Genomic DNA, 15288 nt, shown 5'->3' on the forward strand with positions numbered 1-15288 from the left:
GAGCCTATGCTTCCGAAGTAGCTTTCTTTCAGAAAGCTTTTAGTTTCACTTCTTCAGCTTCCTTCTGTCCTCTCCGTTTTGTGTAAATATGAAGTTCAATTTATGCAGTTCTTATGCATATCTTCGCATTCGTCGTTCGTCCTTATTGGACGGTGGCAAGGCTTTCCTGGATCTGTTTCACGGCATTGTCCAGTGACGCCTTCACGTCCTTATCGGTATCCCATATATCCGTAATGGCCGACGTGATGGGTCCCCATACGCTGTCCATGGCAGGAAGCGAAGGCATTGGCGTAGAGTTGTTGAACTGTTCAAGAAAGGCCTTATTGATCGGGTCCTCCTGCAACTTCGGATCAGCAGCTACGTTTTTGTTCGCAGGAAGTGTACCGTTCAGGTCAAAGTTCTCCATCTGAGCTTCTTCATTGGAAAGGAAAGCTGCCAAGAGCTTCGACGCATTCGGGTATTGCGTAAATGCATTCACATAATAAGCTTTAACGCCTGAGAAGGAGGTCATCGGTTTGCCATCGATTGCCGGAAGCGGAGCAACGCCAAAATCAATACCTGCATTGCGATAATCGGCAATGGTCCACGGACCGTTAATGTCCATAGCCAGTTTGCCGCTGGAGAATAATCCTTTTTTGATATCATAGTTCACGTCACCCATCTTGAGCGGCAGCACTTCCGACTTTAGCGTCTGCAAGAACTGTCCACCCTTCTGGGCTCCTTCGTTATTCAGACCAAGATCCGCGCTATCCATCCCGTTGTCCCCAAAAATATAACCACCCTGTGAAGCCAGGAATGCATAGTTATAGTAAAATTGCTGCAATTCCCACATCAGCGCATACTGATTGGACTTCACATTATTGAACGTCTTGGCAAAACTGATAATCTCATCAAAGTTTTTCGGAGCTTCTGGATAGAGTGCTTTGTTATAGAAAAGGGCGTAGGTCTCCACGCTGTACGGATAGCCGTACAGGATATCCTTGAACGTCACTGCCTTCAGCGCGTTGTCGCTGGTATTCTCTACGGTCTCTGCTTCGAATATGTCATTGGGCAGAATAAGTCCCGCCTCTGAAGCGCTACCAATCTTATCATGTGGGAAAACAACCACATCTGCCGCCAGACCCGCTGGGCCATCCGTCGTCAGCTTGGTTACCTGATCGGTTGGAGGTAATTCCTCCATTTTGACCGTTACCCCATACTTCTCTTCGAATTTTTTGACCCTTTGCTCAATAAAGCTGCTTTGATTTTTATCCTCCCAGATCACCAGGGTCGCCCCTTCTTCCGGTTGAAGGTTCTCGGATGTCAGCTCTACAACTTCCTCCGGATTCTCACCTGCCGTAGTTGGAGATGGACTTCCGCCCCCAGCCCCGCACGCAGCCAGTGTAAAAGCCATCATGACGGACAATGTTGCCCCTTGCCATTTTCTCATGTAAAATGTCCCCTTCCCTCTGCTTGGTCCAACAAAGTTCGCGCTTTTCACCCTTTTGTCTGCGTATGTTGTCAGGTTTTGCATCCCATATTCCCATTTGTACAAACGTTTGCTCAAACGGAAGACAAGATGACCTATCCGTTCAATATTTAGGGGTAAACAAGTCAAGAAGTATGTAAATCCAACGATGTAAGCGCTACAATAACAATCACATCATACAATAATGTACTTTCTTTGCACAAACGTTTGCACAAGCCATATTCGCTCAATTTTAACCATTTCCTCTCATCTACCTACAGTAATTTCCTGTTTCCTTGTTCTGACTCTTTCTTCCTTAAATTTACTTCACGTGTATCCCTTACTCGACAGTTAGCAATTGATTTCTCGTATCCTTTGGATTACCATAGGAGAATATTTATACGATTGTTCAGAAGGGATTTTTTACATGATTACGATCAAGGATATTGCCAAATTGGCGGGTGTTTCCCCTTCTACAGTGTCACGGGTGATTTCCAACCATCCCAGAATCAGCACCAAGACATCTCTCAAAGTGAAGCAAATCATGAAAGAATTGAACTACCATCCCAACATCATCGCGAAGAGCCTGGTTTCCAAAACAACACATACCCTTGGGATTATGCTTCCGCGTCCTGCAGAAGAGTTGTTTCAGAATTACTTTTTCGGGGAACTGCTGCGAGGTATTATTACACATGCCACCCGTATGAATTATGAATTGCTGCTAACAACTGAAACATCATCAGACAATGAACTGCATGCGATATCCCGCCTTGTGCATGGCCGTAGAGTGGATGGCATTCTGCTGCTTGGGTCCAAACGAGACGATCCCATCATTTCATTTTTGGAAGCGGAAAAGTTTCCTTTTGTGTTAATCGGTCGCAGTGAAGCTCATCCAGATGCCCCCATGGTGGATAACGATAATGTGCAGACCGCTTATGATGCTACTCATCATCTAATCGCTCAGGGACATACGCGAATCGGATTTGTCAGCGGTCCTCCGGACATTACGTTATCGCATGATCGTATGTTAGGATACCAAAAAGCGCTTGCCCAAGCCGGGCTGGATGCGGATAGTGATTGGATTGTGGAAGGCGAATTTCTGCAGGAAAGTGGATTCAGAGCGATGTCGCTGTTCATGTCCTTGCCGGACAGACCCACCGCAATTGTTGTCATCGATGACAATGTGGCCTTTGGGGTATTGAGAGCTCTTGCCGAGCTTCATTATCTGGTACCTGAAGATATCAGTGTGGTCAGTTTTAACAATATTGCATTATCGGAACTGGCTTCTCCACCCCTAAGCTCTATCGACATCGGGACTTATCAGCTTGGTTATACAGCCGTTCAGGTATTGTTAAAAATTCTTAGTGGGGAACCACAGCTTCATAATCCGGTCATTATCCCCCATCGTCTAATCGTGCGTGAATCCTCACTCTTTTCCAAGCCAAAGCCACCCTCAGATTGATTCATTTCGGGTATTCGTGTAGTAATGCAAACGTTTGTCCTATCCGGAATATGATGCTGATATCCACCGTACGTAAGGTGCATAGGTGCAAAAAAAGAAGCCGCATATACTGATGCGGCTTCCTTAATTCACACAATATTTCCGTACTCCATGCTCGACTGCACATGAGTGGATTAGTAAGAGCTCCAGCCAGCATCTGCTGTAACGACAGTTCCGTTCACGAAGCTGGACTCGTCAGATCCGAGGAACAGGGCCACTTTGGCGATCTCTTCGCTCGTCCCGATGCGTGGGTTGATTGCCATCCCAAGCTGCTGCCGCCCTGCACCGAAATGGCTAATACCTGCCATGGATGTGCTGATGTTGGTTGCCACAGCTCCTGGAGCAATCGCGTTACAGCGGATGCCTTGCTCAGCATACATGTACCCTGTATTTTTAGTGAAGCCTACGACCGCATGTTTGGAAGCTGTATAGGCTGCGCCTGCACGTCCGCCGTGCAATCCACCTGCTGAAGCAATGTTCACGATAACACCTTTTTGTTTTTCCAGGAAGATCGGCAATACTTTACGCGTTGTCCGCATCACACTGGTTGTGTTCACAGCGAACAATCTCTCCCACTTCTCATCCGTTATATCTGCTGCCGGCTCCATGCCATCCATAATTCCCGCATTGTTAATCAGAATATCTACTGTACCATATGTGCTCACCGTTGTATCGATCAGATTTTGCACATCATCTTCCTTGGCTACATTGGCCAGAACGACAATCGCTTCTCCACCCTGTGCCTTAATATCATTCACTACCGCTTGTGCGGATTCTTCGTTAATATCCGATACCACGACTTTCGCGCCTTCTTGGGCGTACAACGTGGCAATTGCTTTCCCCATACCTGAACCAGCACCTGTAACAACTGCAACTTTATCTTGAAGTTTCATTCTTTGTATCCTCCTTCATGTATTCGTTTACACTAAGTTAACAAACAAATGTTCATTAACTCTTATCCTTAGTATAATAAGTCATAGCGTTTCACTTCAATCAGTAAAAGCGTGTCCAGTTGTACGTTAAACAACACTACTAAGCCCGAATGTACTTTAATTAATAAAGTGAACTCGCGAGGAGGAAAATAGATGTCTGAAACTATGAATTCGATGGACCGAAGAATTAAAAAATCAAAAGCTGCACTGAAGGATGCACTCATCCATCTGATGCAGAAACATCCCTTTAAAGAAATATCGATTACGGATATTGTGCAGCGAGCCGACCTGAATCGGGGAACTTTCTACAGGCATTATCAGTACAAAGAAGATCTGTTCAACGAGATTATCGATGATGTGATTCAGGATCTGGTAACTTCTTTTCGTAAACCTTATCAGGATGAGGAAAAGTTCGAAGTCAATCTAATGCCCTCTTCGGCGATCACTATATTTGAGCATGTGCATCATCATGCACAATTCTATACACTGGTTGTGAAATCCGAGGCTTCCTCCAACTTTCAGCGCATGATCTGTGATGTTCTTCGGGATCTGGCCTTACAGGATCTGAACCACATCTTCCCTCCGCACATCAACCATGAAATATTGGCAAGCTACCAATCTCATGCGATATTTGGCATGATCATGGAGTGGATCAGACAAGATTTCAAGCACAGCCCCGCCTACATGGCCGAGGAATTGTTCAAGATCATCCATTACAAGCCTGACAATGTCGTATTAAAAGACTGAAAATCCAGATCGCCATACTAGCATCTAGTAGGGTGAGATTGAGAGGAATTTCAAGAAAGCTTTACCACCAAAATTATGTAAATGTATTCCTGTAATTTCTGGTATTTATATGTTAGGTTATCCAATGGAATACAAACAAAAGGAGGATGACATTACATTTGAAGAAGTCGTGGATTATATCATTGATTACCAGTTTTGTTTTGCTTGGCGGAGTGTTTCTCTCTCCAGCCACTTCTGCTGATGCAGCCAAAGTAGCAACCTCTACATATTCAGATTTAGATCAGAGTTATGCAGAATTTAAAGAGTACACTAATCAGTTATTTGCTCTTGAAACTTATGAGGCCAAAGCCTTCACAGCTTTGGAAAGCATCGACACCCAGGTAACTTCAACCAACCGCAAGTCCATGTACCTTAAACTTTCGAATACGGTGATCCCCAATTATATTAAATTGGTATCCAAGGCAAAACAAATCAAGCCTACCAACCCGCAAATCAAGAAAATCCACGCCACATTTGTTAAGGCAAGTTACACTCAGCTCGAAGGGTACCTGTTGTACCAAAAGGCAGTATCCAAGAACAAAGTGAATTACACGTTACTAAAACAGGGTAATGCCAAAGTAAACACCGCTAGCGTTCTAATGGATCAATGCGAACAACAGTTATACGCTTATGCAAGAAGTTTGGGGTATGACAGTTAGTACCTATTCATAGAAACCCAAAAAGTGACCATTCCCCATACTTAATGAGGAATGGTCGCTTCTTCTAATTATAAATAAAGAGGACAATCTAATACGTTTTATTTCTCTATTTGAATTACAACCCTAGCTTCTGCCCTTTCTCCAACCGCTGAATTTGCTGCTCCCCGGTATCCGCAAGTTCACGGAACTGGTTAATCGTCTCGCGCATTCTTGGGAGGGCTTCCTGCTTATAAAGACTGATCGAATCGAGCGCAGACAACACATCGGTGAACGCCTGTTTCATCGTATCCACGGAAATGCTTGCTTCATATGCCTGCTTCTGAATGGCAATCCCCTGATCCTTGAGCATCTTGGATGTTCCGGCGATCAGATCATTGGTCGTCTGGTTCAGCAACTCAATTTTCTGCAATACAATTTTCTGGTTATACAAAGCACTTGCGACAGTAACGGCAATTTTCAATGCCGAGATCGTTACATTCTTCGCCCGGTCCACCCCTCGAATCAGTTCCTTGTTGTTGCGAATGACCACTTCAATCGCCATGATGCCCTGCTGATTTACCACTAACATCTGCTGTAGATCCATCACCCGTTGACGAAGCGGGAATAATACTTCTTCCGTAATAAAGCGGACTTTCTCAGGGTCCTCATTGCGAACCTTGGCCGCTTCAATCTGCGCGTCGATGGAATCATCCATGAGCACACCAAGCTGGATTTCCTTTTGTAATCGTTTGGTGAGTTCTCGCAGATTCTGTTGTTCAATCTCCAGGGTTGTATTATCGTTCCGGAGTGTGGATCTGCCTTTATCCAAAGAGGTTACGATGTCAGCAATGACCGCGTCAGCCTTCTGATATTTCAGGAAATAGGCGCGAAGCGGATTGAACAATTTCCCGAGGAAACCGGTCTTGGCAAAGTCGACCACGCTCGGGTCTAGATCCTTCAGTTGCATATGCAGCTCGGTCAAACCTTTGGCGACCTGACCGCCCTCGTCTCCCGTCTTGGACAGATGTCCAACGGAGACTTGAAGCAAAGCGTTTTTCTCAGAAGAGGATCTCATCGTGTTCATGCCAAAGCCATCAATGGATTGCAGAATCTCTTTGCGTTTCTCCAGGGACTCGAGATCCAGTGTCATGATCATCTCTACGTTGGCATTTGCCACTTGTTGAAGCTCCGCGACCTCGGCGGGCACGGGTTTCACTTCTTCTTCAATCACCTTCTGAATTTCCTTCTGGCTCGGTATTTCCATTGAAAATGACATCTACAGTTCCCCCTTTAGATACGTGCAGTAAAATGATTGATATTCCACGCGAGTGACTCAGATTGCAGTACCATCCTCCGATCGCTGTTATCCCCAGATTTCTTCATTTTCCTCATTAATCGGTTGAAATCTGGTGATAAAGGCGACCACTCCGCTTCTTCAGATCGGTTCTGCACTCTACGTCTTCGTGTTATAAATTTACATCTGTACGTTAAACAGGTTACCAATCTTGTACACGACATCGTCGGTATCGGCATTGATGCTTGCGGCTTCGTTAATGCTGGAGATGCTCTCCAAAGCCTTGATGTCCGCGTTGTACCCAATCGTATAGATTGGCACTTTGTACGTTTCGACCAGATCACGAATATCCTTCAGGGTATGACCTTCGTTGGTCTCGCCATCACTCAGGACAAAGATCAGCGGTTTCACATTCGGATTGGCAGCCATATAATCTTCCAGCATCTTCATTGCCACCACGATTCCATCAAAGGTCGCCGTACCGCCGCCAGCTTGCAGACTATCAACTGTACCAACAAACATGGACTGTTGGTTCGTATCATACTTGGCAATCGGCAGATTCACAGTTACCCCGCTGGAGTAAGAGACCAAGCCAATACTGTTCTCTGTACCCAGGTACTTCTGCCCTTTGCGCAGGGACTCCTTCAGTCGGTTAAGTGGTTCGCCGTCCATGCTTCCAGACACGTCTGTCACGAACACGGCGGCAATAGGTTTACTGCCATTTTTCTTCTCTTTCCAGACTTTCTGAGCAGACAACAACGTGCCGCCATCCACAGTGGCCAGTTCGGATTTGTAATCCTGCAACCCGTTGAAACCAAACTCCTCCGCCGATTGTTGGTACTTCGCCTGGGTTACGAATTCCGCAAACTTCTGGATGATTTCCTGTTTGTTCTGCGGCAATTGTCCCAATGCATACAACGGACTGTCATGTCTCACGCCAAATGGTGTAAAGACGTACCCGCTCTTCAGATCAGCGGTATTCACATACGTCTGATATTCGAGTACAAAGGCATCCAGTCTGCCAGACTTGGCAGCTTCCCGCATCTGAATGGTTGTTGAGGCCGTAAACGGTACATTCGTCTGGAATTTCTCAAATCCCTCAATAGCCTTCTCTCCCAGCGGATTGGCGCTATCATACGTATTCAGTGCAGTCACCAGGAAGTTTAGTCCTGTGGAGCTGGCAAATGGATCGGTATATCCCATCGCGAGTTCATTGTTCGCAATGGCTTCTGTCACGGTTTTTACATTAACGGAGCCATACGTATCAACCAGTGCATCATATTTGGCTTTGGAGATGACAATACCAGGAACATTCCCGACCAGTCGCTCGGATACCATCTCTGTCTTCACTCCACTGGCCTCAACCATCTCGCCCCATAGTTCATTGGAAGGTGTGAATGCATCCGGCATATACTTACCAGACTTGATATAATCGGTGGCCGTACCGGAGGCAATGTTGCGGATTTTGACCGATACATGTTGGCCTCCAACGGTAATGTTTGCTTTGTTGAACTCCTCGCCCACCTCGGTTAACCAGCCGTCTACCCCACTGCCCGACTTCTCTGTGGAAGAGAAGATTTCGACGTAATCATTCGTTGTATTCTCTACAGCGATCGGAAATTTCGAGATATCCGGCAGAGATTCTGCCACGTCGACCGGATCGAGATCAATCTGTCCTTTAACCGGTTCCGCCGTCGCCGGCGCAATGTCCGCGTACAGTTTTCCCAGTTCCTTACCTGCATTCTCTGTGCTCACCTGTGTGGTTGACTTGCCAAAGTTCGATGTCAGTGTAATCCCTGCATAGACCAGACCAAATACGAGCACCAGCATTACAATCGATATGAAAAAAAACTTACCTTTCTTCGCCATACGAGCAACCCCTCACTGTCTGTATAATTTGGTGTGCTTGATTAACTGATCAATCTCCTGCATACAAGGCATCTGTTCAATATCTCCGGCTTCAAAGCTGTCGAGACGTGAAATCTCCAGTAACAACTGATCGAGCTTGAGCAAAACTTCCTCATTGGTGTGTAATGCATTTTTCACATAAGACAGATAATCGTTGTATACCTTGGTTTTTTCCTGAAAAAGCTTCTGGGGAATGCTTTCGGATTTGGATTTCATCATGTTGGCATAGTCAGCTTCATCAAATACATTCAACCGGTTCAGCACACTGCGGATGTTCAGGTACAACAGCTTCTCCACTTCCATTGTGACCGAAGCAAATTTCTTGTAGCTCAGTTCCCCGGGATCAAATCGTTGATGGAGCACATTCAGGAGTGTTTCTTTCTTCTTTTTCATTCGGCTAAGTTGGGACAGCCCTAGCGTAATATCTTCTTCGAGGACTTTGATGCGTCTATAAAAAGATAAGGCTTCCACATAATCTTCATGTGTTTCGATATGCTTCACGGGCAGGACTACCGGCTGTCTGAACAGCAAGGTGTAACTCCCATACAAGAGTGCCATTGCACTGCCGAACAACAGGGTAACGGATAGCGCAGTTGTGAATGCACCCTCCCCGAAATTAAGTCCGATAAAGCCGGGTGAGAATGCGAGAACATTCACAGCCACAATACCGAGGATTAATCCCAACAATTTTATGTACTTGATCATGTTCAATCATCCGACCTCCTTTCATGTTATATATTGGTGCTTCATGTCGTAATTTTCCTATTCAACTTATTCTTATTGTACATGATGTTAACGCTCTCAGGTGGATATGATTGGATATTTGGATACTCATAATATACGTGGTTTGGGCTTATCCCATTTCATATTTTCAGGGACAACGTGGAACTTGGCAGGAAATTTTGTGGTCAATCCATAAAAAGTGAGTTTTACTAGACAGCAGATTGTGGAGAAGAAATGTTATCAGGTAATACGTGGAAAATAGCTATGCGTGTCATTTTTTATATAAGACTTGTCTGAAAAAGGAGCAATGCAAAAAGGACAAATCGGAGATCATCCGCTTTCGTCCCTTATGCATTGGTTCTTCATTTTTGGTGTTCTTATTGAAATTTTGATGCCGTATTCTAAAGCTAACGAACTGAAGTGACGCTATTCGGTGCATTTCAGCTCATCTGAAAATGTAACGAACCTGAGACACCTTATATTCGCGTATTAGGTGTAAAAACGTTGTTTATCGCCTATTTCGAATGAAATAGCATCGCTGAGATTCGTTACATTTTCCATCACATCAATATTGCCCATATAAGACGTATGCAGTTCGTTAGAAATTAGAAAACAACCGCCTTATTGCCCCTCTGTCGCAGACAGGCTTAATTCCCATGCATATCCCATGTGACCTAATCCGTATTTTTGTTTTCATTATAACATTGCGTTTTGCGACTTTTCACACCATGCCTCTTATTATGAAAAGATGGATTCCGGTTTGCTTCGCGTGGTGCGTACCTCTACAACTTTCCCGGCACAGCCATTGTCGCCTTTCGCCTGGAACATAACTATAACGCTATCTTTGCCTGATGTAACCGCCTCAGGAATATCGTAGGTCACATAGAACACGTCGCCAATTTTGTTCATATGAATTCGCTGCTCACCAATGAGTGTTCCATCCACGGTAATGACGAATTGTCTGTCATATAACGTACCTTCCCGTCCAAACGTGGAATGATCTCCGCCCCAATAGGCCACACATAGATAATTGGTTTCCTCACGATTCACTGCCAGTTGGTAACTGAAGTAAGCCCCACTGACGCCAAAAGCCTCTCGCCACATATGCAACTTCTTACGGCCATCTGTGGTTGAACCGTTGTGGTGCTCACCACGGCAGTTGCTATCCAGTCGATGTCCAATCTCATCCTGCTGACCGTCAGCCTGAACCCTGTCGATCGTAATATCGTTCAATTCTTTCTCCAGCGCATCTCCTTCATCGTTAAACGGCCAGTACACCGTATAAAATTCATGATGCACATCATAGAACGGAATGAGTTTCACGGCTTCGCCCGTGGAAGTGACATCATTGCTAAGTTCAAATGTTAACGTGTCTGCATCCACAACCTTGATCCACTCTCGTACATCCTCTTGCTTCGTCCAGATCACAGGCACCGGTGCAGTCTTGGGATTCAGCGCTGTTTCGTCCACAATCGTATCCTCGGGAAGACCCTCGTTTCCTAGTGCACCAGCGAGTACAATTGGGCCGTACAGGAATGCCACCTTGTGGGAATCATCCCTGGCAGTGTACTGGCGGAGTGACATCGGCAGTGTGATGGTGATGACATCGCCCGTTGTCCATGTGCGCTCGATGGAAAGATAACCGGGTTCCATCCGTGTATACGGATGTTCCGTATCCCCGTTAACTGTTGCCGTCATTGGCTGTTGCAGCCATGAGGGCACACGTAATCTTAGATGAGCCGAGGCGTTGCCTCCGGTGATCGTCAGGGTTACCTTTTCCGAATAAGGAAAGTCGGTTTCAAGCTTCAGGGATAATCCCTGTGACGCCCAATCCAATTGGGAAGCGATATACAGGTTGACGTACAGGTCCTGTTCATCCTCAAAATAGATCGCCTCGGCATATTTGCCCGGGTTCTCCATGCCTGATCCTGTACAGCACCACCAAGCGGTATCGTGAGTACCATAGATTTTGTAGTGGCCTTGCAGCGTTGATGCAAAATACGTTTTGTTCCCCGTATCGGGGTCCTGCGTGCCGAGGATGTGATTATAGATGGCGTTCTCATAATAGTCCATGTAGGCACTATCGTGATTCCAGGCGAAGAGTTGCTTCGTTAGATGTAACATGTTGTGAGTACAACAGCTCTCTCCTGTTTTGATGCCAAGACTCTCCATACCCTTTGCTTCGTAATGCTCCGAAATACTCGTCGCTCCAAATACGTAAGAACGATGATGCACCGTGGTGTTCCAGAAAAACTCTGCCGCTGTCCGATAACTCTCATGGGTATGGTCCTGATTGTAGATTTCGGCTGCACCGATTACTTTGGGAATCTGCGTATTGGCGTGTTTGCCTTGAAGATCGTCCTGCTTGTGCTCCAAGGGTCTCAGGATCAATTGATGGGTGAACTTGTTAGCGATCTCAAGATATAAGGCTTTGCCCGTAATCCCATACAAGTGTGCAAATACTTCATTCATGCCCCCGTGTTCACTTTGAAGCATCGTCTGCATCTGTTCTTCTGTCATCGGGAGCAAACCTTCTACCGCCCAATCTGCAAATCGAGTAACGACATCAAGTGCCTGTCCGTTGCCAGTGAGTTTGTACGCATCAATCAGGCCGCGATAGATTTTGTGCACACTGTACCAGGGAACCCAGTATTCACCGATGTTGAACCCACCGATATTCTCTGCTCGAAAAGCCATGTGGAAAGGTTCTTCGGACAAACCACCGATATACCCGCTCCCCGTGGTCTGCTGGATTCTCGCCAGTTCGGTAACCGCATAATCCAGTCTTTCTTTTAACGTGATATTCCCGGTTGCCTGATACGTCACAGCCAGGGCAGACAGATAATGTCCAAGGGAATGTCCGCTGATGGTACGTGCCTCCCAACCCGCGTAGCGCTCTTTTCGGGCAGGTAAACCATGAGCTTCGAAGCATGGAGCCAGGAATCGATCAATATCCAGCGATAACAGGTAGCGCTCCCCCACCTCTTGTGATGTTTGGAACACACCATTTAACAGATCTACATGTTCCGGTCCCAGAAATCCTTTTTTCGTTTCAATCATTACACTCACTCCTTCTCGGATGTACTGTATAAGTTGAACTAAAGATTATTTACACTGACACTACGATGACAGAACAACCTTCCAATCACTGTTATCCCCAGATTTTTTTGATCCCCTTTCTCAAGGGAAAATCCAGGGATAAAGGCGAACGCTTCGCTTTTTCAGGTTTTTTCTGTCCTCTCCGTCATCATGTAAATGATTAGTTCAACTTATATAGATATCGATTCATTCTTGAGGGGTAAAATCCGTGTTCTGTTCCATATGACTAATACTCATCAATCTACTGTAGAGCTTGAATATCCCCATACTATCAAATAAAATACAATTACATCAGACTCATAATCCAAGAAAAGGTGGATAAATCCGTCCTATGCAAAAGCCACTGGAACACTACCTGTGCGGCAAGTTCATATCCGAAGGCAACTGGAGCCACATGAGACGCAGCATGCCTGTGCATGAGATCATTTTGATGCTGGAAGGTGAGATGTACATCGCGGAAGAAGAGGAACAATATGTAGTTCGCGCCAACGATCTGTTGTTTCTGCGCGCTGGCCGCACCCACTATGGCTACCAGATCAGCGACGCCCCCGCAAGCTTCTACTGGGTGCACTATGATGCCATGTCGGCAGAATTTAACCGGTTTAGGACACATGCCACCATTCAGGTACCTTCCATGGCCAATCAGTTATTCAAGCAATTGCTGCATGTGTCATCCTTCTCACCGGAGGAAGCCAACGCTGCTTTGTTATTGTTGTTCAGAGAACTCGAGCGGAATATAGAGGCGGATTATCGCCCGCACAATGCAATTGTGGACCATATCTGCAAGTGGGTGGATATTCATCTGCATACAAACATCACGGTGAGTCAGATTGCGGAAAATTTTAATTTTAACAAAGACTATATCTCCAAAATGGTGAAACGCGAGAAAGGTACCGGGCTCAAAACCTATATCCTCACAGAACGTATTCGCCGGGCAAAACAATTGCTGCTCAACACCAATGCCAGTGTAAAAGAAATTGCCGGACAGTGCGGCTTCTCCGACTACAAGCTGTTCCTGCGCATGTTCAAGCAATACGAAGGCAATACGCCAACCGAATATCGCAATCATCTGTATTCCACACAGCTCAATCGCTGATATGCTTTGATCTATAGAAATGACTGAGTTAGCTATAGAAAATTTGAATGAATCGGATTGAATCCGTTATGGTAAAATGCAAGAAAACTACATTCCATACTTAACCCATAAGAGAAGGGGAATTATAAGATGACAACGGCTGCCGTTACGATTCATCCTGCCACAGAAGCAGACCATCCAGAGATTGTAGATATCCTTGTTGCAAGTTATGCCGAGTATCGGGAGACTTTTCAGCAAAATGAACGATGGGAGGCCTACCTAAAAGATATTCGAGAGTCTGTGGTTAATCCGTACCTGACACAATTATGGATCGCAAAGATTGATGATCAGATTGTCGGTACAGTCCAATTATTCGAAACAGCACGCAAGGCTTATCCAAACTTTGAATTGCCAATCGATTATCCGTTTATTCGGCTGCTGGGTGTTGATCCAAAATGGAGAGGTCACGGGATTGCCAGAGTATTGCTCCAGCAATGCGTAAATTCTGCCAAAGAAATGGGCAAAAATACGGTGTATTTATATACAGGCGGTCAGATGGTCAATGCCATCCGTTTATATGAGCGTTTCGGATTTACAGAAGATGAGGAATTCAGCTCCGAGAGTAGCGGGGGCAAGGCGATCTGCTACCGTTATGATTCCTAGTGGAGGGTAACAACAACACGGGATCTGCGAACAGAGAATGAAACGTAAAACAGACCGATCATCTTCATGAACGGTCTGTTTTACGTTTATAAATGATCAATCAGCATTTGAAATGATACATCGCTATTGATTTTTTTAGCCGCCAATCTCCACCAAAATCTTCGCATGACTCTTGTCGCTCATCAACAGCTCAAGCCCTTCCTGAACGATGTCGTCCAGTTTGATTTTCTTGGTGATGACTTGTTTCACATCGAGCGACCCTTCAGCAATCAATGAAATCACTTCAGGGAAAATGTGGCGATATGCCAGCGTTGCCGTTAGATTCGCTTCTTTGACCAGAAGATCGAAGAAGTTCACTTGAAGCGGGTTCGGAATGGCTGCGATGACAACAACTTCTCCACCTTTTTTGACAACCGCAATGGCGCTATCCATCGTTGGTTGTACACCCGCTGCTTCATAAGCCACATCAATGCCACCCGATTGTTGCAAGATCACCTCTGTTGCATTGACTTTGGCACTGTTCACCGGAATCGCTCCCAGCTTGGCTGCCAAGTCCAAACGTTCCTCAAATACATCAACTGCATAGATCTCAGAGGCTCCTGCAGCTTTGGCAGACAGAATGGTCAATAATCCAATTGGACCTGCTCCATATACGGCTACTTTGTTCCCCACTTTCAGCTTGCTGTGACGAACCGCGTGAAAGGCTACTGCCGTAGGCTCTACGAGCGCACCTTCTTCAAAAGATACGTTATCCGGTATGGGATGAACCATGTATGCTTCAACAACAACATACTCCGCAAAACCACCATCACCATTCAGTCCAACAAATCCAAATTGAGTACATTGGTTATAGCGCCCCTGGATACAGTACTCACATTTTCCACAATGGTACAGCGGCTCTACCACGACTCGATCCCCTACGCTGATACCGCTTACATTACTCCCTAATTCACTCACGGTTCCTGCAAATTCATGACCCAATGTGAGCGGCGCTTTCTGTCCTGAGAGCGGATGATTCTCGCCTTCTTGAATCCCCACACCATGATGATAAGCATGCAAGTCACTGCCGCAGATCCCCGCATATTCCACTTTGATTTTGACCTGACCCGCTTGAGCAACCGGAACCTCCCGCTCTTCCACACGCACGTCTTTATGAGCATACCATACTGCTGCTTTCATGAAGTTCATCCCCTTTATATGATTGTCTATATAAGTTGAACTA

At 45.7% G+C, this 15288-nt stretch carries 12 protein-coding genes; 5 read left to right on the top strand and 7 right to left on the bottom strand.

Going from position 1 to position 15288, the window contains the following annotated elements:
• Positions 1–142: 142 nt before the first annotated feature.
• The gene (locus NSQ38_RS00120) at positions 143–1429 is read right to left on the bottom strand and encodes a maltose ABC transporter substrate-binding protein (RefSeq protein WP_339786024.1); all 1287 of its coding nucleotides are present in this window, start codon (positions 1427–1429) and stop codon (positions 143–145) included.
• A 445-nt stretch (positions 1430–1874) separates the two neighbouring features.
• Between NSQ38_RS00120 and NSQ38_RS00125 the strand changes: the two genes are divergently transcribed.
• The gene (locus NSQ38_RS00125) at positions 1875–2909 is read left to right on the top strand and encodes a LacI family DNA-binding transcriptional regulator (protein ID WP_133386502.1); all 1035 of its coding nucleotides are present in this window, start codon (positions 1875–1877) and stop codon (positions 2907–2909) included.
• Positions 2910–3082: 173 nt separating this feature from the next.
• On the opposite strand, the gene NSQ38_RS00130 is transcribed toward NSQ38_RS00125, so the two are convergent.
• Positions 3083–3841, bottom strand: a complete 759-nt coding sequence (locus NSQ38_RS00130) for an SDR family oxidoreductase (protein ID WP_076319363.1) — start codon at positions 3839–3841, stop codon at positions 3083–3085.
• Positions 3842–4033: 192 nt separating this feature from the next.
• On the opposite strand from NSQ38_RS00130, the gene NSQ38_RS00135 reads away from it, so the two are divergent.
• Entirely contained in the window at positions 4034–4627 is a 594-nt protein-coding gene (locus NSQ38_RS00135; RefSeq protein WP_339786027.1) for a TetR/AcrR family transcriptional regulator, read from the top strand.
• Positions 4628–4773: 146 nt separating this feature from the next.
• A complete protein-coding gene (locus NSQ38_RS00140) occupies positions 4774–5325 on the top strand; it encodes a hypothetical protein (RefSeq protein WP_339786030.1) in 552 nt (183 codons plus the stop codon).
• A gap of 115 nt (positions 5326–5440) precedes the next feature.
• On the opposite strand, the gene NSQ38_RS00145 is transcribed toward NSQ38_RS00140, so the two are convergent.
• From NSQ38_RS00145 to NSQ38_RS00160, 4 genes are all read right to left on the bottom strand, one after another.
• Positions 5441–6580 (bottom strand): toxic anion resistance protein, encoded by a 1140-nt coding sequence (locus NSQ38_RS00145; protein ID WP_339786033.1) that lies wholly within the window; start codon positions 6578–6580, stop codon positions 5441–5443.
• Between the two features lie 198 nt (positions 6581–6778).
• On the bottom strand, positions 6779–8467 hold the full coding sequence (locus NSQ38_RS00150) for a VWA domain-containing protein (protein ID WP_339786036.1): 1689 nt from the start codon (positions 8465–8467) through the stop codon (positions 6779–6781).
• 12 nt (positions 8468–8479) lie between these two features.
• The gene (locus NSQ38_RS00155) at positions 8480–9211 is read right to left on the bottom strand and encodes a hypothetical protein (RefSeq protein ID WP_339790795.1); all 732 of its coding nucleotides are present in this window, start codon (positions 9209–9211) and stop codon (positions 8480–8482) included.
• Between the two features lie 756 nt (positions 9212–9967).
• The gene (locus NSQ38_RS00160; RefSeq protein WP_339786039.1) at positions 9968–12289 is read right to left on the bottom strand and encodes a beta-L-arabinofuranosidase domain-containing protein; all 2322 of its coding nucleotides are present in this window, start codon (positions 12287–12289) and stop codon (positions 9968–9970) included.
• A 370-nt stretch (positions 12290–12659) separates the two neighbouring features.
• On the opposite strand from NSQ38_RS00160, the gene NSQ38_RS00165 reads away from it, so the two are divergent.
• Positions 12660–13424 carry an AraC family transcriptional regulator gene (locus NSQ38_RS00165; RefSeq protein ID WP_339786042.1) on the top strand — a complete coding sequence of 255 codons (765 nt, stop codon included), beginning with the start codon at positions 12660–12662 and terminating at the stop codon, positions 13422–13424.
• 129 nt (positions 13425–13553) lie between these two features.
• Complete coding sequence (locus NSQ38_RS00170) at positions 13554–14066, top strand: GNAT family N-acetyltransferase (protein ID WP_339786045.1); 513 nt, start codon at positions 13554–13556, stop codon at positions 14064–14066.
• Positions 14067–14201: 135 nt separating this feature from the next.
• Here the strand turns inward: NSQ38_RS00170 and NSQ38_RS00175 are convergent, their stop codons facing one another.
• Positions 14202–15245 carry a 2,3-butanediol dehydrogenase gene (locus tag NSQ38_RS00175; protein ID WP_310337782.1) on the bottom strand — a complete coding sequence of 348 codons (1044 nt, stop codon included), beginning with the start codon at positions 15243–15245 and terminating at the stop codon, positions 14202–14204.
• Between the last annotated feature and the right edge of the window lie 43 nt (positions 15246–15288).

The organism is Paenibacillus sp. FSL R7-0313 (genome assembly GCF_037969885.1).
Taxonomy (GTDB): Bacteria; Bacillota; Bacilli; order Paenibacillales; family Paenibacillaceae; genus Paenibacillus.

Coding starts and splice junctions, on each gene's coding strand:
- NSQ38_RS00120 (WP_339786024.1), bottom strand. CDS start 1,429: ATGAGAAAATGGCAAGGGGCAACATTGTCCGTCATGATGGCTTTTACA.
- NSQ38_RS00125 (WP_133386502.1), top strand. CDS start 1,875: ATGATTACGATCAAGGATATTGCCAAATTGGCGGGTGTTTCCCCTTCT.
- NSQ38_RS00130 (WP_076319363.1), bottom strand. CDS start 3,841: ATGAAACTTCAAGATAAAGTTGCAGTTGTTACAGGTGCTGGTTCAGGT.
- NSQ38_RS00135 (WP_339786027.1), top strand. CDS start 4,034: ATGTCTGAAACTATGAATTCGATGGACCGAAGAATTAAAAAATCAAAA.
- NSQ38_RS00140 (WP_339786030.1), top strand. CDS start 4,774: ATGACATTACATTTGAAGAAGTCGTGGATTATATCATTGATTACCAGT.
- NSQ38_RS00145 (WP_339786033.1), bottom strand. CDS start 6,580: ATGTCATTTTCAATGGAAATACCGAGCCAGAAGGAAATTCAGAAGGTG.
- NSQ38_RS00150 (WP_339786036.1), bottom strand. CDS start 8,467: ATGGCGAAGAAAGGTAAGTTTTTTTTCATATCGATTGTAATGCTGGTG.
- NSQ38_RS00155 (WP_339790795.1), bottom strand. CDS start 9,211: ATGATCAAGTACATAAAATTGTTGGGATTAATCCTCGGTATTGTGGCT.
- NSQ38_RS00160 (WP_339786039.1), bottom strand. CDS start 12,289: ATGATTGAAACGAAAAAAGGATTTCTGGGACCGGAACATGTAGATCTG.
- NSQ38_RS00165 (WP_339786042.1), top strand. CDS start 12,660: ATGCAAAAGCCACTGGAACACTACCTGTGCGGCAAGTTCATATCCGAA.
- NSQ38_RS00170 (WP_339786045.1), top strand. CDS start 13,554: ATGACAACGGCTGCCGTTACGATTCATCCTGCCACAGAAGCAGACCAT.
- NSQ38_RS00175 (WP_310337782.1), bottom strand. CDS start 15,245: ATGAAAGCAGCAGTATGGTATGCTCATAAAGACGTGCGTGTGGAAGAG.